This is a genomic window from Serratia sp. TSO36 (assembly GCF_057808395.1).
The window spans coordinates 1-19034 of record NZ_JBJZOU010000027.1 but is presented as its reverse complement, the minus strand read 5'-3'; the positions used below and the strand labels follow the sequence as shown (position 1 = coordinate 19034).

Annotated in this window: 17 protein-coding genes; 11 read left to right on the top strand and 6 right to left on the bottom strand. The window is 61.0% G+C overall.

What is annotated here, in order from left to right; translation table 11 throughout:
• Nucleotides 1-71: 71 nt before the first annotated feature.
• Both fetA and fetB read left to right on the top strand, forming a co-directional pair.
• A complete protein-coding gene (fetA, locus tag ACK3CV_RS23780) occupies nt 72-749 on the top strand; it encodes an iron efflux ABC transporter ATP-binding subunit FetA (RefSeq protein WP_033636353.1) in 678 nt (225 codons plus the stop codon).
• Nucleotides 736-1509, top strand: coding sequence for an iron efflux ABC transporter permease subunit FetB (gene fetB / locus ACK3CV_RS23775; RefSeq protein WP_033636352.1), 774 nt, complete (start codon nt 736-738; stop codon nt 1507-1509). Before fetA ends, fetB begins: the two co-directional genes overlap by 14 nt.
• A 36-nt stretch (nt 1510-1545) precedes the next feature.
• Here the strand turns inward: fetB and ACK3CV_RS23770 are convergent, their stop codons facing one another.
• Together ACK3CV_RS23770 and ACK3CV_RS23765 are read right to left on the bottom strand one after the other, a co-directional pair.
• Nucleotides 1546-2382: a TIM barrel protein gene (locus tag ACK3CV_RS23770; RefSeq protein ID WP_164040142.1), complete on the bottom strand. Its 837-nt coding sequence runs from the start codon at nt 2380-2382 to the stop codon at nt 1546-1548.
• Between the two features lie 32 nt (nt 2383-2414).
• Nucleotides 2415-3857: a sugar porter family MFS transporter gene (locus ACK3CV_RS23765; RefSeq protein WP_033636350.1), complete on the bottom strand. Its 1443-nt coding sequence runs from the start codon at nt 3855-3857 to the stop codon at nt 2415-2417.
• A gap of 556 nt (nt 3858-4413) precedes the next feature.
• Between ACK3CV_RS23765 and ACK3CV_RS23760 the strand changes: the two genes are divergently transcribed.
• From ACK3CV_RS23760 to ACK3CV_RS23745, 4 genes are all read left to right on the top strand, one after another.
• Complete coding sequence (locus tag ACK3CV_RS23760) at nt 4414-5919, top strand: CoA-acylating methylmalonate-semialdehyde dehydrogenase (protein WP_164040143.1); 1506 nt, start codon at nt 4414-4416, stop codon at nt 5917-5919.
• A gap of 77 nt (nt 5920-5996) precedes the next feature.
• A complete protein-coding gene (gene iolB, locus ACK3CV_RS23755) occupies nt 5997-6818 on the top strand; it encodes a 5-deoxy-glucuronate isomerase (RefSeq protein ID WP_033636349.1) in 822 nt (273 codons plus the stop codon).
• Between the two features lie 174 nt (nt 6819-6992).
• Entirely contained in the window at nt 6993-7262 is a 270-nt protein-coding gene (locus ACK3CV_RS23750) for a hypothetical protein (RefSeq protein ID WP_033649358.1), read from the top strand.
• A 14-nt stretch (nt 7263-7276) separates the two neighbouring features.
• On the top strand, nt 7277-7615 hold the full coding sequence (locus tag ACK3CV_RS23745) for a type II toxin-antitoxin system RelE/ParE family toxin (RefSeq protein ID WP_039569088.1): 339 nt from the start codon (nt 7277-7279) through the stop codon (nt 7613-7615).
• A gap of 41 nt (nt 7616-7656) precedes the next feature.
• On the opposite strand, the gene ACK3CV_RS23740 is transcribed toward ACK3CV_RS23745, so the two are convergent.
• Nucleotides 7657-8493 (bottom strand): MurR/RpiR family transcriptional regulator, encoded by an 837-nt coding sequence (locus tag ACK3CV_RS23740; RefSeq protein WP_004930856.1) that lies wholly within the window; start codon nt 8491-8493, stop codon nt 7657-7659.
• A 203-nt stretch (nt 8494-8696) separates the two neighbouring features.
• Nucleotides 8697-10628, bottom strand: a complete 1932-nt coding sequence (locus tag ACK3CV_RS23735) for a bifunctional 5-dehydro-2-deoxygluconokinase/5-dehydro-2-deoxyphosphogluconate aldolase (RefSeq protein WP_060457334.1) — start codon at nt 10626-10628, stop codon at nt 8697-8699.
• Nucleotides 10629-11173: 545 nt separating this feature from the next.
• Between ACK3CV_RS23735 and iolD the strand changes: the two genes are divergently transcribed.
• Genes iolD through iolE form a run of 4 tightly spaced genes read left to right on the top strand, consistent with a single transcriptional unit; the run spans nt 11174 to nt 16044 of the window.
• The gene (gene iolD / locus ACK3CV_RS23730; RefSeq protein WP_101427517.1) at nt 11174-13114 is read left to right on the top strand and encodes a 3D-(3,5/4)-trihydroxycyclohexane-1,2-dione acylhydrolase (decyclizing); all 1941 of its coding nucleotides are present in this window, start codon (nt 11174-11176) and stop codon (nt 13112-13114) included.
• Nucleotides 13115-13149: 35 nt separating this feature from the next.
• Nucleotides 13150-14163 carry a bifunctional inositol 2-dehydrogenase/D-chiro-inositol 1-dehydrogenase gene (gene iolG, locus ACK3CV_RS23725; RefSeq protein WP_033649354.1) on the top strand — a complete coding sequence of 338 codons (1014 nt, stop codon included), beginning with the start codon at nt 13150-13152 and terminating at the stop codon, nt 14161-14163.
• Between the two features lie 40 nt (nt 14164-14203).
• Nucleotides 14204-15088, top strand: coding sequence for a sugar phosphate isomerase/epimerase family protein (locus ACK3CV_RS23720; RefSeq protein ID WP_004930845.1), 885 nt, complete (start codon nt 14204-14206; stop codon nt 15086-15088).
• Nucleotides 15089-15147: 59 nt separating this feature from the next.
• Nucleotides 15148-16044 (top strand): myo-inosose-2 dehydratase, encoded by an 897-nt coding sequence (gene iolE / locus ACK3CV_RS23715; RefSeq protein WP_164141677.1) that lies wholly within the window; start codon nt 15148-15150, stop codon nt 16042-16044.
• Between the two features lie 58 nt (nt 16045-16102).
• On the opposite strand, the gene ACK3CV_RS23710 is transcribed toward iolE, so the two are convergent.
• Both ACK3CV_RS23710 and ACK3CV_RS23705 read right to left on the bottom strand, forming a co-directional pair.
• Nucleotides 16103-17284, bottom strand: coding sequence for a P1 family peptidase (locus ACK3CV_RS23710; protein ID WP_164040147.1), 1182 nt, complete (start codon nt 17282-17284; stop codon nt 16103-16105).
• A complete protein-coding gene (locus ACK3CV_RS23705; protein WP_039569096.1) occupies nt 17277-17792 on the bottom strand; it encodes a GNAT family N-acetyltransferase in 516 nt (171 codons plus the stop codon). Before ACK3CV_RS23705 ends, ACK3CV_RS23710 begins: the two co-directional genes overlap by 8 nt.
• Nucleotides 17793-18182: 390 nt before the next feature.
• On the opposite strand from ACK3CV_RS23705, the gene ACK3CV_RS23700 reads away from it, so the two are divergent.
• On the top strand, nt 18183-18878 hold the full coding sequence (locus ACK3CV_RS23700) for a pirin family protein (RefSeq protein WP_033636340.1): 696 nt from the start codon (nt 18183-18185) through the stop codon (nt 18876-18878).
• Nucleotides 18879-19034 lie beyond the last annotated feature (156 nt).

Here is a 19034-nt window from a genome sequence, read left to right as displayed (position 1 = left end):
TTGCTAATATGTTTTTTGCGGCCATATACTTATCGCTCAGACGGGAACAGGTGTAGGGAGCCGGCATCGTAATGAAGGAAAAGAAAGACATACTGAGATTGGATGATATTCATTATCAAATAGACAACCAAGTGATCCTGGACTCCGTCTCTTTCACGCTGGGTGAAGGCGAGTTCAAACTGATCACCGGGCCTTCCGGCTGCGGGAAAAGCACCCTGCTGAAAATCATCTCTTCCTTAATGGATCCGACCAGCGGAAACCTCTATTTCGACGGACGAGCGATCGCCGAGATGTCGCCGGAGGCGTATCGCAAACAGGTTTCTTACTGCTTCCAGACGCCGGCGCTGTTCGGCAATACGGTTTACGACAATCTGGCGCTGCCCTACCAGATCCGTCAACAGTCGCCGGATGAACGAAAAATGCAGGCCGATCTGGCGCGTTTCGGGCTGCCGGAGGCGATGCTGACCAAAAGCATCAATGAGCTGTCCGGCGGGGAGAAGCAGCGCGTGTCCCTGATCCGCAACCTGCAGTTTATGCCCCGGGTGCTGTTGCTCGATGAGATCACCAGCGCGCTGGACGAGGAAAACAAACGCAACGTCAATGAGATAGTCCATCAGCTGGTGGCGGAGCACCGGCTGGCGGTGCTGTGGGTGACGCACGATACCGAAGAGATAGCGCATGCGGACGAGGTGATCACCCTGCGCGCGCACGGCGCCGAGCAACAGGAGCAACAGCATGAATCAGCATAACATCACCAACGAATCCTTAGGCTTGTCGATGATCCTGGTGGTGGTCGCCATTCTGATCAGCCACCGGGAAAAGCTGGCGCTGGAAAAGGACATTATCTGGAGCATCTGCCGCGCGGTGGTGCAGCTGATCATCGTCGGCTACGTGCTGAAGTACATTTTCGACCTGGATAACGCGGTGCTCACCGTGTTGATGGTGCTGTTCATCTGCTTTAACGCGGCCTACAACGCCAAGAAACGCAGCAAGTACGTCGAACACGCGTTCGTGACGTCGTTTATCGCCATCACCACCGGCGCGGTGCTGACGTTGGCGGTATTGGTATTGACCGGATCCATCGAATTTACGCCGATGCAGGTGATCCCCATCTCCGGAATGATCGCCGGTAACGCCATGGTGGCGGTGGGATTGTGCTACACCAACCTCGGCCAACGTTTCAAAAGCGAACAGCAGAAGATTCAGGAGATGCTCAGCCTGGGGGCGACGCCCAAGTTCGCTTCGGCGGCGCTGATCCGCGACAGCATCCGCGCTTCGCTGATCCCGACCGTGGATTCGGCGAAAACCGTTGGGCTGGTCAGCCTGCCGGGCATGATGTCCGGGCTGATCTTCGCCGGCATCGATCCGGTGAAAGCGATCAAATACCAGATTATGGTGACCTTCATGCTGCTTTCCACCGCCAGCCTGTCGACCATCATCGCCTGCTATCTGGCCTACCGTAAGTTTTACAACGCGCGCCACCAGCTGGTGGTCGGCAACCTGAAGTAACGCCATGAAAAACGGCCTCCGCGGAGGCCGTTTTTTTTACCCTTGCAGCAGGGCGATGCTCTGGCGGATTTCCCGTTCGATATCCGCCTCGCTCCAGCTGTCCAGCTGCGAAGAGAAGGGCTCGAAGGCATAGACGCCGGTGTAGCCCAGGCGTTCCAGGTTTTGCACCTGGCGGCGGCTCTCCAGCCGATCGCCCTCGCTCAGCATGATGCGCTCTTCGTCGCTCAGCGCGCCTTTATCCCGCCCATCCTCCACGCCGGACAGATGCACCAGGCCGATCTGCGCCACCTGGATCTGCGCGTCGAAGTCGGCCTGCGCCACACCGCTTAAATAGTGGTGGAAAGTATCGAGCACGATGCGGTACGGCGCGCCCGAATCGCGGATGAGCGCCTGGGTCAGCAGCGACGATCGCAGCGAGCTGATGCCGAAGCCCAGCGGCTCGACGTACCCCTGCACGTCATAGCGGGCAAACAGCGGCGCCAGCAGCCGCAGCGCGGCGAGGGTGTCGTCGCGTTTTTGCTGCTCGCTGCGCGTGTCATCGGCGCTGCAGTGCGGGCACAGCACCAGCGCCCGGCTGTGGATGGCCTGCGCCTGCGCCAGCAACGCTTCGGCGCGCTGCTGCAGCACCGCCGGGTTGTCCATCAGATTGAACATGCCGAGGGCGTTGATCGTGACGATCTCGATGCCGTATTGCGCAGCGAGCGCATTGAGCTGCGCGTCGCTCAGATCGTCGGTCACCTTGCCGCTGGGCATATCGTTGCGCAGCTCAACCTTACTGAGCCCGCAGCGTTTCACCAGGCGGAAAAAACTGTCCAGATCGAGATTCGGCGCGATCTTGCGGTTAATGCAGAAGCGATCCAGTGCAATGGTCATGAGGCATTACTCCAGCGGTCAGGGTTGAGAGATCAGGATTTGCCGTTTTCCAGCGGCAGCGGCTTGCCGTCGGGCAGGGGGTGGCGGTGGCGTTTGGCCAGCACCACCTGCTCCATTTTTTCCAGCGAGACGCCTTTGGTTTCCGGAATATAGCGGCCGATGAACCAGTAGCTGAACAGGCAGCAGGCGGCGAAGATCCACATCGGGAAGGCGCCGTGGAAATGCGAGAACAGGTAAGGGTGGTCGTTGATCATCGGGAACGACTGCGACACCGCGAAGTTAGCGACCCACATGCAGCCGACGGCGATGCTCATCCCCTGCGCGCGCATGCGGTTCGGGAAGATTTCCGACACCAGCACCCAGGCGCCGACGCCCCAGGACAGCGCATAAAACACCATGAAGAACAGCATGCCGAACAGCGCGAAATAGCCGGTGGCCTGGGTGTAGAGCGCGTACGAGGTGAGCAGCAGGCCGGCGATGGCGCCCAGCGTGCCGTAACGCATCAGCGGAATGCGGCCCATGCGATCCATCAGCATGGCGCCGATGACCGAACCGACCAGCTGCAGCACGCCGATCCAGATGGTCTGAAACAGTGCTTCCTGCGCGTTTTCGGTGACGGTTTTCAGCACCACCGGCGCGTAATACATCATTACGTTGACGCCGGTCACCTGCTGCAGCATGGCGATCATGCAGCCGACGAACAGGATGAAACGTACCCGCACATCGCCGTAGTTCAGCTTCCGGTGCCGCTGCTGTTGATCCTGCTGCAGCGAGTCTTTGATTTCTTTCAACAGATTCTGCGCGTGGGCGGCGTTGGAGACCTTAGTCAACATCGCCAGCGCCTGATCGTCGCGCCCCATCATTACGTTCCAGCGCGGGGATTCAGGAATGACGAACACCAGGATGCAGAACAGAATGCAGGGGATGACGCCCGAGGCGAACATCCAGCGCCAGCCCATTTCCACCAGCCAGGCTTCGCTGGCGAGGCTGGCGATTTTGAAGTTGACGTAGAAAATCACGATCTGGCCGAACACGATGGCGAACTGCTGCATGCTGAGCGCGCGCCCGCGCATGTCCTTTGGCGACACTTCCGACATGTACATCGGCGACACGGTGGCGGCAATGCCGACCGCCAGCCCGCCGATGATGCGGTAGATGACGAACCAGGTGAAGGTCGGGGCCAAGGCTGCGCCGACGGCGGAAACGGTGAACAGCAGCGCCGCCAGCATCAGCGCCTTTTTACGGCCCCAGCGCGCCGCCAGCGGCCCGGCGGCGAAGGCGCCGACCACGCAGCCGATCACCACGTTGGAGACCGCCCAACCGGTTTCGGCCGGGCTGAGATTGAAATAGGTTTTCAGCGCTTCGATCGCGCCGGAGATCACGGCGGTATCGTAGCCGAACAGAATGCCGCCCAGGGCGGCGATGCCGCAAATTCGCAATATGTAGCCGGTATTGTGCTTACGCTGATATGACATGTGTTGCTCCGATTTTTATCCTGGCTTCCGTCCGCACGGTTGGGTTATTGGGAAGAGGGCGAGCGGAAGGGTGTGAACCGTGCCTGTCATCAAGGCGATGTCGTCGATAAATGCTGGAACAAACAAGAACATTTATTTCATAATTAGTGAATAATGGAATATTGATTTTTAGATCCAGTTCAAAAAAAACCGTCACGCGCGATCCGGGCACCCTGGGCGTTCTGGGGCGGGCGGTAACGGCGACAGGGCAGGCGCGGTGCGGGTTTTCTGTAGCAAAGTCAGTGTGTATTGCCCTTGATTTCTCCTGCGCCGTAGCGCTTTCTCTGGCGCGGTAATGAAAGCGCCAACCCGATCGACATCGCAAAATTGCGACCTCACGCACTAAAAACAAATTTTTCAAAACAATTTATTTGAAACTTTTTTTTCAATGAAATAGAGTTTGCTGCATCCGGTCAGGATGTAGCCGGCTTGCCGACGGGGTTTGGCGAGCGGGACGATTAACGCCGCGCCGCCGGCGAGTGGCCAGGCGACAGCGGACTTGAAAAGAGGGCGTGACATGAAAACCGTGGGTAACTTTATTGACGGGCAGGTGTGCCTGAGCAGCAGCAATCAAACCGTCGACGTGCACAACCCGGCCAGCGGGCAGGTTGAGCGGCGCGTCACGCAGAGCACCGCCGCCGAAGTCAAGCAGGCCATCGACGTGGCCCATCGGGCGTTTGCCGATTGGTCGCGCACCACGCCGCTGCGCCGCGCGCGCATCATGTTCAATTTCAAGGCGCTGCTGGAACAGCACCGCGACGAGCTGGCCGAGCTTATCGTCAGCGAGCACGGCAAGGTGTACTCGGATGCGCTGGGCGAACTGACGCGCGGCATGGAAGTGGTCGAATTCGCCTGCGGCATCCCGCATCTGATCAAGGGCGAGTATTCGCCGGACGTCGGCAGCGGCGTCGACAGCTTCTCGCTGATGCAGCCGCTGGGCGTGGTGGCGGGCATTACCCCGTTCAACTTCCCGGCGATGGTGCCGATGTGGATGTTCCCTATCGCGCTGGCCTGCGGCAACACCTTCATCCTCAAGCCGCCGGCGCTGGTGCCTTCCGCCTCGGTGCGCCTGGCGGAACTGCTGAAAGAAGCCGGCCTGCCGGACGGCGTGTTCAACGTGGTGCACTGCGCCAATGAAGACGCGGCGCAGCTGTGCACCGATCCGCGCATTCAGGCGGTGAGCTTCGTCGGCTCCTCCACCGTGGCGGAACATATCTACACCACCGCCAGCGCGCACGGCAAGCGAGTGCAGGCCTTCGGCGCGGCGAAGAACCAGGCGATCGTCATGCCGGACGCCGATCTGGACGCCACGGTCAACGCGCTGATGGGCGGCGCGTTCGGCTCCGCCGGCGAGCGCTGCATGGCGCTGCCGATCGCCGTGGTGGTCGGTGACGACACCGCCGATAAACTGATCGCCAAACTGAAGCCGCTGATCGCGCAGCTGCGCGTCGGGCCGGGCTTGCAGCAGGGCGGAGAAGAGAATGAAATGGGGCCGCTGGTGTCGTCCGCCCACCAGAAAAAGGTGCTGGGCTACATCGATCTGGGCGTGGAAGAAGGCGCCACCCTGGTGGCCGACGGCCGCAGTTATCAGGTGCCGGGCTATCCTGAAGGCTACTACGTCGGCGGCACGCTGTTCGACCATGTGAAGCCGAACATGCGCATCTACCGCGAAGAGATCTTCGGGCCGGTGCTGGGCATCGTGCGGGTGCCGGATTACCGCACCGCCATCGACACGGTGAACGGCCACGAGTTTGGCAACGGCAGCGCCATCTTTACCGGCAGCGGCCACTACGCGCGCCAGTTCGTGCAGGAAGTGCAGGCCGGGATGGTCGGCGTCAACGTGCCGGTGCCGGTGCCGATGGCGTTCCACAGCTTCGGCGGCTGGAAGCGCTCGGTGTTCGGCGCGCTTAACGTGCACGGCACCGACGGCGTGCGCTTCTATACGCGCATGAAGACCGCCACCGCGCGCTGGCCGGCCGGGCAGCAGACGGTGTCCGAATTCAGCATGCCGACGCTGGGTTAAGCGATCGCAAAGTATGAGCGGGCCGTTGCTCCTTCGGGGCAACGGCCTTTGCACGGGGAGTTAACAGGAGAATCGAGATGTCTTCACTGCTTGCCAAATGTCAGACGCCGAACGCCGAGGGGCGTATTCAGCACGTGACGCCGGAAAATGCCGGGTGGCGCTATGTCGGTTTCGACGTTTATCGCCTGGCCGCCGGGCAGTCGCTGCAGCTGGAGTGCGGTGACAAGGAGCTGTGCCTGGTGCTGGTGGCCGGTATCGCCTCCGTCGCCACGCTGCGCGCCGAATACCCGCATATCGGCAAACGCATGAGCCCGTTCGAGCGCACGCCGCCTTACGCGGTGTATGTGCCGCACCACGATCGCATCGACGTGCGGGCAGAAACCGATCTGGAGCTGGCGGTGTGCAGCGCGCCCGGCAGCGGCCACCTGCCTTCACGGCTGATCACGCCGGCGGATATCGGCGTGGAGCGGCGCGGCAAGGGGCGCAACCAGCGGTTGGTGCACAACATTCTGCCGGACAGCGAGCCGGCCGACAGCCTGCTGGTGGTGGAGGTTTACACCGACGAGGGCAACACCAGTTCCTACCCGAGCCACAAGCACGATCGGGAAGACTCGCCGGACGAAACCTATCTGGAAGAGACGTATTATCACCGCATTCAGCCGGAGCAGGGATTCTGCATGCAGCGCGTCTATACCGACGATCGCACGCTCGACGAATGCATGCCGGTCTACAATCGGGACGTAGTGAAAGTGCCACGCGGTTATCACCCGGTGGCGACCCTGGCGGGCTACGACAACTATTATCTCAACGTGATGGCCGGGCCGGTGCGGCAATGGAAATTCACCTGGGAAAAAGACCACGCCTGGATTAACGGCGACGGCTACCCCGCCGCGCAATAGGCGCCTGAGGCCCGGCTTGCCGGGCTTATTCTTTATTGGGGTATAAATTTGACCTAAATTTGCCCTCCATCTTGTTCAAATGATAACCTGTTCGCACGCGATCGCTCCCTGGCTGAGTGAATCTAACGAACCGCTGTTATGCAACGAAATTGCCGGTACACAGGAGGAAAAACCATGACGACTACCATGTCCCAAAAAGCGGCGCGCGAAGGATTAGGTTCGCCCGACCTGTTTGAAGGCGGGGTTTACGTCACAAAAAATGGTGTTGCCGAGCTGTTTGTACAAACGGCGGCTGAGAGAGAGGCCGAAATTCGGGAACGCAATCTGGAGCGCCAGTCCAACGCGTTGTTGAAACTGACTATGCTGGCGAAGCAAGAGATTAAAAATCAGCGTGGTCTGTCGCCCGAAGAAACCTTGCAGCGGCTGCGTGACGCGCGGAAATAGGCCCGAGGTGCAGGATGCCCCAGGAATTACGTTTTACCGTCGCACCGGCGGCGGAATGGAGCCTGAAAGACATCGAGTCTTATAAGAGCGGAACGATAGGAGCAGTCGCGGCCGGGGTGTTCGTGGACAATCTGTTGTTATCGTCCCTCGCGGCAATTGCCGACGATCCTGCCCGCTACCGCTTCAACGCCGTGCTGGCAGGCATGGGAGTGCGGTTGCACGAACGATTGGATCCCGACAGCGAATACCGCGTTATCTATGACTACGACGGCCAGACGGTGGAGATTCTGCTTTTCATCAGCATGAAGCAGGATCTGGAAAGCGCGCTCTACCGCTATTTGTTGCTGCAATAACCCCGCCGCGCCCGAGCCTGTCGGGCGCGTTCACCCCAGCCTTACTCGTCCCGGGCGTTATTCAGCGCCAGCGAAACCGCCAGCGTCTGCGCCAGGCACATCGAGGCCACCTGCGAACGGAACCCGTCCACCTGCGCTTCGCGCACCACGAAACAGACGTCGCTGAAGGCGGCCAATGGGCTGACCTGGCTGTCGGTGATGGCGATCTGCTGCGCGCCGCGCTTGGCGCCCAATTCCACCAGTTCCACCGCCTCGCGGGCGTACGGCGAATAGCTGATGGCGATCACCACGTCCTTCGGTTTCACCATGCTCAGCTGTTCGGTGAACATGCCGCCCAGGCCGTCGATAAGAAACGCGCGGCGCTCCAGATGGCGCAGCGCATAGGTGAGATAGGAGGCGACGCTGAACGAACGGCGCAGGCCGATCACGTAGATGTTTTCGGCGTTGTTGAGCAGTTCGACGGCGCGATCCAGCTGCTCGGGGGCGATCTGCATCGCCAGCTGCTGCAGCGCCTGCGCGTTGACCATGGTGAATACGTTGAGAATTTCCGCCGGTTTCTCCGGCGCGACGTTGTCGTCGGTAGAGGTTTGGCGGAACAGGCGCGCGCGCTCGGTATAGTTCACCGTCTCTTCCATCAGATGCTGACGGAACACCTGCTTCATTTCGTTGAAGCCGCTGAAGCCGAAGGCGTTGGCGAAACGGATCAGGGTGGAAGGCGGCACGCTGGCCTGTGCGGCGATGGAGGCAACGGTATCGAAAGCGATGCTGTTACTGTTATCCAAAATATAGCGCGCCACCTGCTTCAAACGCTTGCTCAGCGTTTCATAACGGTGGCGGATCTCGTCCTGTAACAGCGAAAGTTGAGTTGGGTTGTTCATCCATTCGGCTCGCAGTGGGGTGAAGGCGCATTGGCCTGACGCCTGAAATATTGACAGGGTATTTTAACAGACGGAGCGGAAATTTCATTTCCTCAAAAAGCGATTTATTCGATCGCACATTGCGCGACTTCACAGAAAATAGGCAAAAAAATCCCCTTAAAGCGGCGAAATGGCCTTAAGGGGACGTGAACCTGCTCTCGCTGTCAGTGCGCGCCGCCCGCCTGCGGGCGGTACTGGCGCCAGAAACCGATCAGCGTCAGGTATTTTTGTTTCACCTGCTCAATCAGGGCGGCGTCGTCGATTTCCCCCTGCAGCCAGCGGCGCGAAGGTTGGCCGAAGATAGTGCGGCCGACGGCGAAACCCTTCACCCAGCGCGCATCCGCGGCGGCGGCAAAGCCCGCCTTCAGCACCGCTTCCGGGGAGTCGAGCCCCAGGATCAGCACGCCGCGGCAGTCGGGATCGTAGGTATCGATCAGCGCACCGACCCGCCGCCAGTTTTCCGCGCTCAGCGGCGGCAGTTTCCACCAGTCCGGCTGAATGCCCGACTGGTAGAAGTGCTCAATCATCTCCAGGTAATAGCGTTCGTCCTTGTCGGGGTTGTTGTCCGGCAGGATCACTTCCAGCAGCAGCTCGTGGCCGGACTTACAGCAGCCGCGGTAGACGTCGGCGATCAGCTCATCCTGCTCGCGACGCAGTTCCGCCGCGTCGTGCGGGTGATAAAACACCAGGCACTTCACCACGTGCTCCTGCGGCCAGTCGATCAATTGCGAGCCGATATTGCCGTGCTCCAGGCGCAGCGGGCGCGAACTGGGCAGCTCTACCGGCCGGCCGATCCACCATCCCTGGCCGGTGATCTCGTTCAGTGCCGCCTGCCCGTAGGTGGTGTCGGCCAGAATGCCGCTGTTGCCGTTCAGGCCGGCCTGCGCGGCGGCCTGTTGCGCCGCGGTCAGCAGCAGGGTTTTCAGGCGCGGAATGCGCTCCTCGCCGACGCCGGCTTCGCGTGCCATGTCCGCCAGCTGCTTGCGGTGATCGAAGGCGAAGACGCACAGTTCCGGCCACTGTTGCTTGCGGGTGGTGACCCGGTGCAGGTGGTTCAGGCGCGCATCGCGGTCCGGGCGCGTGACCTGCCGTTCACGCAGCAGGTAGTCGTCCAGCTCCCGTTTGGTCGGCATCGCCGGCGCGCAGCCGTGGCGCGAGACCACCAACGCGCCGCAGGCGTTGGCGTAGCGGCAGGCCTGATCCCAGCCCTCATCGTTCAGGTAGCCGCGCAGCAGGCCGGACATAAAGGCGTCGCCGGCCCCCAGCACGTTCAGCACCTCAACCCGCACGCCGGCGTGCAGTTTCACCTGTTCCCAGCCATCGGCGATTTCGCCCTCGAACACCGAGCAACCCTGCGCGCCGCGCTTGCACACCAGCGTGGCCGCCGTGGCCCGGCGCACGTTTTTCAGCGCCGTTAGCGTGTCGGTGCTGCCGCCGGCGATATGAAACTCTTCTTCGGTGCCGACGATCAGATCGAAATGGTGCAGCACCTCCTGCAGCTCGCGGGTCACCTGGTCCGATTCCACAAAGCGGGTTTCTCCGTCGCCCAGCGACGTCAGCCCCCACAGCACCGGGCGGTAATCGATGTCCAGCGCGGTGCGCAGGCCGTGGCGGCGCGCGTATTCCAGCGCCTTCAGCACCGCGGCGCGGGTGTTCGGGTGCGACAGGTGCGTGCCGGTGATGGCCAGCGCGCGCGAGGAAGCGATGTAGGCCTCATCGATGTCGTCCGGCGTCAGCGCCATGTCCGCGCAGTTTTCGCGGTAGAAGATCAGCGGGAAGGTTTCCTGATCCTTGATGCCGAGGATCACCAGGCCGGTTAATCGCTGTTTGTCGGTGATCAGACAGCGGGTATCGGCCCCGACGCGCTGCAGCTCTTCGCGCAGAAAGCGGCCCATGTGCTCGTCGCCGACGCGCGCCAGCATGCCGGATTTTAACCCCTGAATGGCGGTGCCGTAGGCCACGTTGCCGGAAGAACCGCCGAGGTACTTGGCGAATGTGCCGGCGTCTTCCAGCCGCGCGCCGATCTGCTGAGCATAGAAATCGACGGCGATGCGCCCGAGACAAATGACATCAAGCTGTTTTTCTTGTGTAGCCATACCCGTTTCCTTCTGTTTAAGCAAAACTCCGGCGGCGGCCCGAGCGTGGCGCCCTGCAGGAAGCATGTGGACAGTATGGGGAATGAAAATTTCAATTTCAATATAGAATGAAATTTACACCCCAAAAATGTGATGCGTTTAAAACATCGACAGAGGCGTGGGAAAAGGCGGTGAAACGGCTACGGGAGGGAGGCCGGGGCGCGCATAAAAGAGGGGAAATGACAGGGTAAAAGGCGGTCAGCCCATGAGCCAACGGCTTTTATTGGCCGGTGCGTGGCGCGAAGCCAGTGAAGGCTGAACCACGAGATGAAACGGGCTTTTCATGCATTATGCGATCTTTATCGCAAAATGAAATGTTTCTTCTGTAATGTGATTTTATGAAAAATATATTTGTTTATAATCGCTTCACGTTTCAGGTTGTCGACTTCGTGAGCAGCGGGCATCGCCTGCTCAAGATAATAGCTGCCGCCGCGTAACACAAACACGGAATTGTCGGCTCGGCGCGAGCCCTTTCCGGGGCGGCCCTCAATCTAAAGGGTGAGTAAATGGGCAAGATCAGGCTAACCATGGCGCAGGCGCTCGTCAGATTCCTCGATAACCAGTATCTGCTGGCCGACGGTGTGGAAACCAAATTCGTCGCGGGCATTTTTGCGATTTTCGGCCACGGCAACGTGCTGGGGCTGGGGCAAGCGCTGGAGCAGGATAGCGGCGATCTGCGGGTGCATCAGGGCCGCAACGAGCAGGGGATGGCCCATGCGGCGATCGGCTTCGCCAAACAGAAGCTGCGCCGGCAGATCTACGCCTGCACCTCATCGGTCGGCCCCGGCGCCGCCAATATGATCACCGCCGCGGCCACCGCCACCGCCAACCGCATTCCTTTATTACTGCTGCCGGGCGACGTTTACGCATCCCGCCAGCCGGATCCGGTGCTGCAGCAAATCGAGCAGTCTTACGATCTCAGCATCAGCACCAACGACGCGTTCCGCGCGGTGAGCAAATACTGGGACCGCATCGTGCGGCCGGAACAGCTGATGAGCGCCTGCATCAACGCGATGCGCGTGCTGACCGATCCGGCGGAAACCGGCGCGGTGACGCTGTGTCTGCCGCAGGACGTGCAGGGTGAAGCCTACGACTATCCCGACTATTTCTTCCAAAAACGCGTGCATCGGCTCGATCGCCGCCCGGCGACCGACGGCATGTTGGCGGACGCGTTGGCGCTGCTGGCGGCCAAACGCAAACCGCTGCTGGTGTGCGGCGGCGGCGTGAAATACTCGCAGGCCGGGCGGGCGCTGCGCGAATTCGCCGAGCGCTTCGGCATTCCGTTCGCCGAAACCCAGGCCGGCAAAGGCACGGTGCCGAGCGACCATGAATTCAACCTCGGCGGCATTGGCGAAACCGGCTGCCTGGCGGCCAATACGCTGGCTCGTCAGGCCGATCTGGTGATCGGCGTCGGCACCCGTTACACCGATTTCACCACCTCGTCCAAATGGCTGTTCCAAAATCCGGACGTCAGCTTCCTCAATATCAACGTCAGCGCCTTTGACGCCGGCAAGCTCGACGGCGTGCAGGTGCTGGCGGACGCCCGCGAGGCCCTGAGCGAACTGGGCGCGCTGCTGGCGCAGGCCGAGTACCGCGCCGGCTGGGGCGACGCCATCGCCGCGGCGCGCAGCGCCCAGCGTGAAGAGACCGAGCGCGTTTACGCGGTGGAATACGGCGGCGCAGGCTTTGTGCCGGAGATAGACGATCACCTCGATCGCGAGCGGGTGTTCGCCGAATTTATCGCCCAGACCGATTCCGCGCTGACCCAGAGCCGGGTGCTGGGGGTGCTGAACCGCGAGCTGCCGGCGGACAGCGTGATCGTCGCCGCCGCCGGCAGCCTGCCGGGCGATTTGCAGCGGGTGTGGCACAACCGCGGCGAGCACGGTTATCACGTGGAGTACGGTTACTCCTGCATGGGGTATGAGGTGAACGCCGCATTGGGGGTCAAGCTGGCCGAGCCGCAGCGCGAGGTGTACGCGGTGGTGGGCGACGGCGCCTTCATGATGCTGCATTCCGAACTGGTCACTTCGATTCAGGAAGGCTGCAAGATCAACGTGATGCTGTTCGACAACATGACCAACGGCTGCATCAACAACCTGCAGATGGAACACGGCATGGACAGCTACACCACCGAATTCCGCTTCCGTAATCCACAGGGCGGCAAGCTCGACGGCAAACTGGTGCCGGTCGATTTCGCCATGCTGGCGGCGGCTTACGGTTGCAAAACCTATCGCGTCACCACCGAGCAGCAGCTGCTCGATGCGCTGGCCGACGCCCGCAGGCAGACCGTGTCCACGCTGCTGGACATCAAGGTGCTGCCGAAGACCATGGTGCACAAGTATCTCAGCTGGTGGCGCGTGGGCGGCGCTCAGGTGGCCGACAGCGAGAAAATCGTCGCAGTGGCGCGCAAGCTGCAGGAAAACATCGATAAGGCGCGCGATTACTGATTCGTTTTCATACATAAATCTCGAGGGTAGCGAAAATGACATTGAACATTGGGGTTATCGGCACCGGCGCCATCGGCCGCGATCATATCCGTCGCTGCAGCAAAGTGTTGCAGGGCGCACGGGTGGTGGCGGTGAATGACATTAACCGCGACAACGCCGCCAAGGTGGTGAGCGATCTGCAGCTGGATGCGCGGGTGTATGACAACGGCCACGATCTGATTAAGGCCGCCGACGTGCAGGCGGTGCTGGTGACTTCCTGGGGGCCGAGCCACGAAGAGTTCGTGCTGGCGGCCATCGCCGCCGGCAAACCGGTGTTCTGCGAGAAGCCGCTGGCGGTGACCGCGCAGGGCTGCAAAAACATCGTCGATGCCGAAGCGAAGCACGGCAAACGGCTGGTGCAGGTCGGCTTTATGCGCCCCTATGACCAGGGCTATCGCGCGCTGAAACAGGTGCTGACCAGCGGCCAGATCGGCGAGCCGCTGATGCTGCACTGCGCGCACCGCAACCCGACGGTCGGCGAGGCCTACACCACCGATATGGCGATCACCGACACCCTGATCCACGAAATCGACGTGCTGCGCTGGCTGCTCGACGACGACTATGTGTCGGTGCAGGTGGTGTTCCCGCGCAAGAGCCCGAAGGCGTTCCCACACCTGAAAGATCCGCAGATTGTGCTGTTCGAAACCGCCAAAGGCACGCGCATTGACGTCGAAATCTTCGTCAACTGCCAGTACGGCTACGACATTCAGTGTGAAGTGGTAGGGGAAACCGGCATCGCCAAACTGCCGGAGCCGTCTTCGGTGCAGATGCGCAGCGGCGCCCGCCTGTCGACTGAAATCCTGACCGACTGGAAGGATCGTTTTATCGACGCTTATGACGTTGAGCTACAGGGCTTCATCAACGACGTGGCCGCGGGCAAGTTGACCGGGCCTTCCGCCTGGGACGGCTACGCCGCCGCGGTGACCGCCGACGCCTGCGTGGCGGCCCAGCTCAGCGGCGAGATTGTGCCGGTGACCTTGCCGGCGCGCCCGGCGTTTTACAACAAATAGCCGGCTTGCACCACCTACCCACGATTGCAGAGGAGTGACCATGAAGATCGCTTTTGATGTTGACGTTATCCGGGATTTGGGCGTCACCAAAATGGTTCAGCAGGTGGCGGACTGGGGCTACAAATATATCGAGCAGTCGCCGCACCCGCAGATCAACCCGTTTTACAAGCATCCGAAGGCCAGTCGCGAAATCATGGCGGAGTATAAAAACGCCCTGAAAGCGACCGGCGTGGAGATCTCCTCATTTATCGTGGTGTACCGCTGGTCCGGGCCGGGGGAGGATCGCCGCCAGGCGGCGGTCAAAAACTGGCGGCGGATGATCGAAATCGCGGTGGAAATGGGCGTGCAGGTGATCAACACCGAACTGGCGGGCAACCCCAACGAACCGGAGATCTGCGAGGAGCTGTGGTATCGCTCGATGGAGGAGCTGCTGCCGATCGTCGAGCGCGAGGGCATTCGTATGGAGATCCAGTCGCACCCGTGGGACTTCTGCGAACTGAGCAACGAAACCGCCGATCTGGTGAAATCGCTGCGCAGCGATCACGTCAAATACCTCTACAGCGTGCCGCACACCTTCTACTACGACAAGGGGCAGGGCGACGTGGCCGGCATGCTGCAGTACGCCGGGGACGATCTTTCCCACGTGCTGATTGCCGACACCATGAACCACACCAAGCATTGCCGCTATATCGTCAACCCGCCGGGGGTAGACGCAGCGGTGCATCAGCACGTCGGCATCGGCGAAGGCGAGGTGAATTTCGACGCCCTGTTCCAGACGCTGCGCGACATGGAGTTTGCCAACCGCAGCTTCAAGGTCGGCGGCGAATCGATCATCTGCACTTCGCTGTTCGGCTACCCGGAAAAGATGCCGAGCCAGGCGGTGGCGACCAGAGAGCGCATCGAAAGAGAGCTGTTGGGCAAATAATCTTATTCGGCTCGCCGGCGGCGTTTGCGCCGGCGGCCCTCCAAGGACCGAGGCAGACCATGAATAAAGACAACGTGAAATTGGCCATCGCGCCGATCGGCTGGACCAACGACGACATGCCCGATCTGGGCAAGGAAAATACCTTCCAGCAGTGCGTCAGCGAAATGGCGCTGGCCGGCTTCACCGGCAGCGAAGTAGGCAGCAAATACCCGCGCGATCCGGCGGTGCTGAAACCGATGCTGGACATTCGCGGTATCCAGATCTGCAACGCCTGGTTCAGCACTTTTTTCGCCGACGGCCAGAAAGACAAAACCATCGATGAATTTATCAACCACATGAATTTCCTGCATGCCATGGGCGCCAGGGTGATCGGCTGCTCCGAGCAGAGCAAGAGCATTCAGGGCACCACCAAAGGCGTATTCGAAGAGAAGCCGTACTTCAGCGATGAAGAGTGGCAGCGGGTGGCCGACGGTTACAACGAGCTGGCGAAGATCGCCGCCGGTAAAGGCATGCAGGTGTGTCTGCACCACCACATGGGCACCGGCATTCAAACCACGGCCGAAATCGATCGCTACATGAGCATGGTCAACGACGACGTCTACCTGCTGTTCGATACCGGCCACGCCTACTATTCGGAAGGCAGCCAGCAGGCGATGATGGCGATCCTGGAGAAGTATCTGCCGCGCATCAACCACGTCCATCTGAAGGACGTGCGCGATGAGGTGGTGGCGGAAGTGAAGACCAACAAGCTGAGCTTCCTCGATGGCGTGAAGAAGGGCACTTTCACCGTGCCGGGTGATGGCGTGATCGACTTCAGGCCGGTGTTCAAGCTGCTGGACGAGCGCGGTTACAAAGGGTGGATGGTGGTGGAGGCCGAGCAGGATCCGGCGCTGGCCAACCCGTTCGAGTATGCGGTAAAAGCGCGCCGTTATATTCGGGAAACCGCCGGCATTTAAGCGGCGAGGGTTAATCATGATTAAGGGGCGCCAGCGCCCCTTTTTTGGTGGCGGCGTGTTAGCCGCCGAGCGTTTGCCAGGTTGCGACCTGGCTGCCTGGCCACGGCATGGCGGCATGCACGCCACGGGCGATCGCCCGGGCCAGGGTGTCCGCCGCCAGCGCGCCGATTTGCAGCACCGCCAGTTCGCGGCTGCCCTGAACCTCGCGCTGCCCGGTGGACAGGGCGAACACCACGTCGCCGTCAAACGGGCTGTGCAGCGGGCGAATAGCGCGCGCCATGCCGTCTTGCGCCATGATGGCCACCCGTTTCAACTCCACTCGCGTCAGCGCCAGATCGGTGGCGATGCAGGCCAGGGTGGTGTTCTTTCTGCCGCCCTGCGGCTCTTGTTCCATCCAATCTTCGCCCTGGGCGCGCAGTTGCGCCAGCGCCGCCGTGCCGCCGTTGCCGAATTCACCGTCAATTTCATAGGGCGTCGCCCAGAAGGCGCGGGTGCCGGGCGCTACCACTGCACCCAAACTGTTGACCGCCACCAGCGCGCCGACGGTAGCGCCGTTGGCGGCAATGATAGATGCCGAGCCGAGGCCGCCTTTCAGCTTGCCCATGCCGGTCATGGCGCCATAGCCGGCACCGACGGTGCCGAGCGGAAAATTCAGCCCGGCCTTGCCGACCGCATCGATGCCCAACTGGCGATACGGCGGCGTGAGCTGCCAGTTTTTGTCGCCGCCGTTGGCCAGATCGTACAGGCAGGCGGTGGGCACGATCGGGGAGACCGGCACGCCGGGCGCCGGGCGCAGCGCGTAGCCTTTACCCTGTTGCCCCAGCCAGGCCGCGACGCCGTCCGCCGCCGCCAGGCCGTAAACCGAGCCGCCGCTGAACGTCAGCGCATCGACGGTCTGCACCAAATTGTCTTCGCCCAGCGCGTCGGTTTCCCGGGTGGCGGGGCCGCCGCCGCGCACGTCCACGGCGGCGATCGCCGGGCTGTCCGGCAGGATAACCGTCGCGCCGGTGCGCACCCGGCTGTCCTGCGCCACGCCGACCTTCAGGCCCGGCACATCGGTAATCAGGTTGCGGGCGCCTGGGCGTCCGGCGGCGGAAGTTGGCATAGCGGCACCTAATGGGGTGAGAGGAGAGAATATGCCGACGGCGGCGGTCAGGCCGGCCAGCGCTTGTAAAAAGGTTCGGCGGTTGATGTTCAGGGGCCGGCGCAGCGGCCCCTGCGGGTGGGGAAGATTACGCATCGCCGCGCGGCTGCCCGGAGCGAAAACGCGCCATATGGTAGGCATCGACCAGTACGCCGTCGCGCATGGCATAGGCGCGGCTGGTGCCTTCTATCTCGAAACCGAATTTGCGGTATAGCGCGATGGCTGCCGGGTTGTCGGTGAATACCTCCAGTTCGATGCGCTCGATGGCCGCCCAGTTGTCGCACAGGTCGATCATCGCCTGCATCAGGCGGCTGCCGACGCCTTTACCGTGGTAGTGCGGATCGACGCCGATGCCGAAGGTAGCCACGTGGCGGCGGCGCACGCGCTGATTCAGCATCACAACCAACTGGCCGGCAAGCTGCCCGTCGATAACGGCCGCCAGGTTATACGTGCCCGGTTCGGGATTGGCGAGGCGCTTCTGCCAGGACTCGACGGACGGTAGCGGTAGCTGCAGCGTATCGCGGTAGACGGGCGCCAGCGAATAAAGATGATGCAGGGCCTGCGCATCCGTTGTTTCCACGTGGCGTATCACGATCTCGCTCATCTCGCTGCTCCTGTTGCTTACCGGTTGAATAACCTCTGAATTTATCCGTTTACTGCCTTGAGTCAATATTATTTCAACGGGTCAAAAAAAACGCTTTACAGGTGCGAATGATAATGATTATTATTGCGATGCGTTCCGGGGAGGGCATCAACCCTTGATACTCTCGCTGCGAAGGCACGACATTGCTCACATTGCTTCCAGTGTTTACTTAGCCAGCTCGGGTGCTGGCTTTTTTTTTTGCCCTTTTTCAACCGCTTCCGCCTTCAACAAATCCGTTGCCAATCCGCCGTTTCATTCCATCGAAATTTTTGAACAGAGGCATGAGTTTTTTACGCTTTCTTATTCTGCCCGCAGGACTAGACTGTAAAAAAACATTGAGGAGAGTTGAATATGATTTATGTACGCAAAGCGGAAGATCGCGGCCACGCCAATCATGGCTGGCTGGATAGCTGGCACACCTTCTCATTTGCCGACTACTACGATCCGAACTTTATGGGGTTCTCGGCGCTGCGTGTGATCAACGAAGATGTGATCGACGCCGGGCAGGGTTTCGGCACCCACCCGCATAAGGACATGGAAATCCTGACCTATGTGCTGAGCGGCACGGTGGAGCATCAGGACAGCATGGGCAACAAGGAGCAGATCCAGGCCGGCGAATTCCAGATCATGAGCGCGGGCACCGGGGTACGTCACTCCGAGTACAACGCCAATCAGGATCGTCCGCTGCACCTGTACCAGATTTGGATCATTCCGGATCAGGTCGGACTGGAGCCGCGCTACGAGCAGCGCATGTTCGACGCGCCGCAGGGCCGTCAGCTGGTGCTGTCGCCGGATGCGCGCGACGGTTCGCTGAAGGTGTTCCAGGATATGACGCTGTCGCGTTGGGCGCTGAATAAAGGCGAGCAGGGTGAGTATCCGATCGCCGCCGGCCGTCGCATTTGGATCCAGGTGGTGCGCGGCAAGGTCTCGGTCAACGGCCAGGCCGCCGGCATCAGCGACGCGTTTGCGGTGTGGGATGAATCGGGTCTGACGATTCAGGCCGACGAAGAGAGCGAAATCCTGCTGTTCGATCTGCCGCCGGTGTGATTAGGCGGTAAATTTCAAGGGCTCACGATGTGAACTGCACCCCAAATGTTGGACACATCTGACATTTGGAGGTGCAGTTCTATGAAGTTTTCGCTGCAAGACAAACTCAGTGCCGTCCGGCATTACCTTGCCGGGCTTGGCAGCCAGCGGCAAACC

Bases quoted from the DNA above. Each gene is read 5' to 3' on its own strand.
- iolE (WP_164141677.1), top strand. From the start codon at position 15,148: ATGAATAAAGACAACGTGAAATTGGCCATCGCGCCGATCGGCTGGACC.
- fetB (WP_033636352.1), top strand. From the start codon at position 736: ATGAATCAGCATAACATCACCAACGAATCCTTAGGCTTGTCGATGATC.
- ACK3CV_RS23720 (WP_004930845.1), top strand. From the start codon at position 14,204: ATGAAGATCGCTTTTGATGTTGACGTTATCCGGGATTTGGGCGTCACC.
- iolB (WP_033636349.1), top strand. From the start codon at position 5,997: ATGTCTTCACTGCTTGCCAAATGTCAGACGCCGAACGCCGAGGGGCGT.
- ACK3CV_RS23735 (WP_060457334.1), bottom strand. From the start codon at position 10,628: ATGGCTACACAAGAAAAACAGCTTGATGTCATTTGTCTCGGGCGCATC.
- ACK3CV_RS23760 (WP_164040143.1), top strand. From the start codon at position 4,414: ATGAAAACCGTGGGTAACTTTATTGACGGGCAGGTGTGCCTGAGCAGC.
- ACK3CV_RS23700 (WP_033636340.1), top strand. From the start codon at position 18,183: ATGATTTATGTACGCAAAGCGGAAGATCGCGGCCACGCCAATCATGGC.
- iolG (WP_033649354.1), top strand. From the start codon at position 13,150: ATGACATTGAACATTGGGGTTATCGGCACCGGCGCCATCGGCCGCGAT.
- ACK3CV_RS23745 (WP_039569088.1), top strand. From the start codon at position 7,277: ATGCCCCAGGAATTACGTTTTACCGTCGCACCGGCGGCGGAATGGAGC.
- ACK3CV_RS23710 (WP_164040147.1), bottom strand. From the start codon at position 17,284: ATGCGTAATCTTCCCCACCCGCAGGGGCCGCTGCGCCGGCCCCTGAAC.
- ACK3CV_RS23770 (WP_164040142.1), bottom strand. From the start codon at position 2,382: ATGACCATTGCACTGGATCGCTTCTGCATTAACCGCAAGATCGCGCCG.
- fetA (WP_033636353.1), top strand. From the start codon at position 72: ATGAAGGAAAAGAAAGACATACTGAGATTGGATGATATTCATTATCAA.
- ACK3CV_RS23765 (WP_033636350.1), bottom strand. From the start codon at position 3,857: ATGTCATATCAGCGTAAGCACAATACCGGCTACATATTGCGAATTTGC.
- ACK3CV_RS23750 (WP_033649358.1), top strand. From the start codon at position 6,993: ATGACGACTACCATGTCCCAAAAAGCGGCGCGCGAAGGATTAGGTTCG.
- ACK3CV_RS23705 (WP_039569096.1), bottom strand. From the start codon at position 17,792: ATGAGCGAGATCGTGATACGCCACGTGGAAACAACGGATGCGCAGGCC.
- iolD (WP_101427517.1), top strand. From the start codon at position 11,174: ATGGGCAAGATCAGGCTAACCATGGCGCAGGCGCTCGTCAGATTCCTC.
- ACK3CV_RS23740 (WP_004930856.1), bottom strand. From the start codon at position 8,493: ATGAACAACCCAACTCAACTTTCGCTGTTACAGGACGAGATCCGCCAC.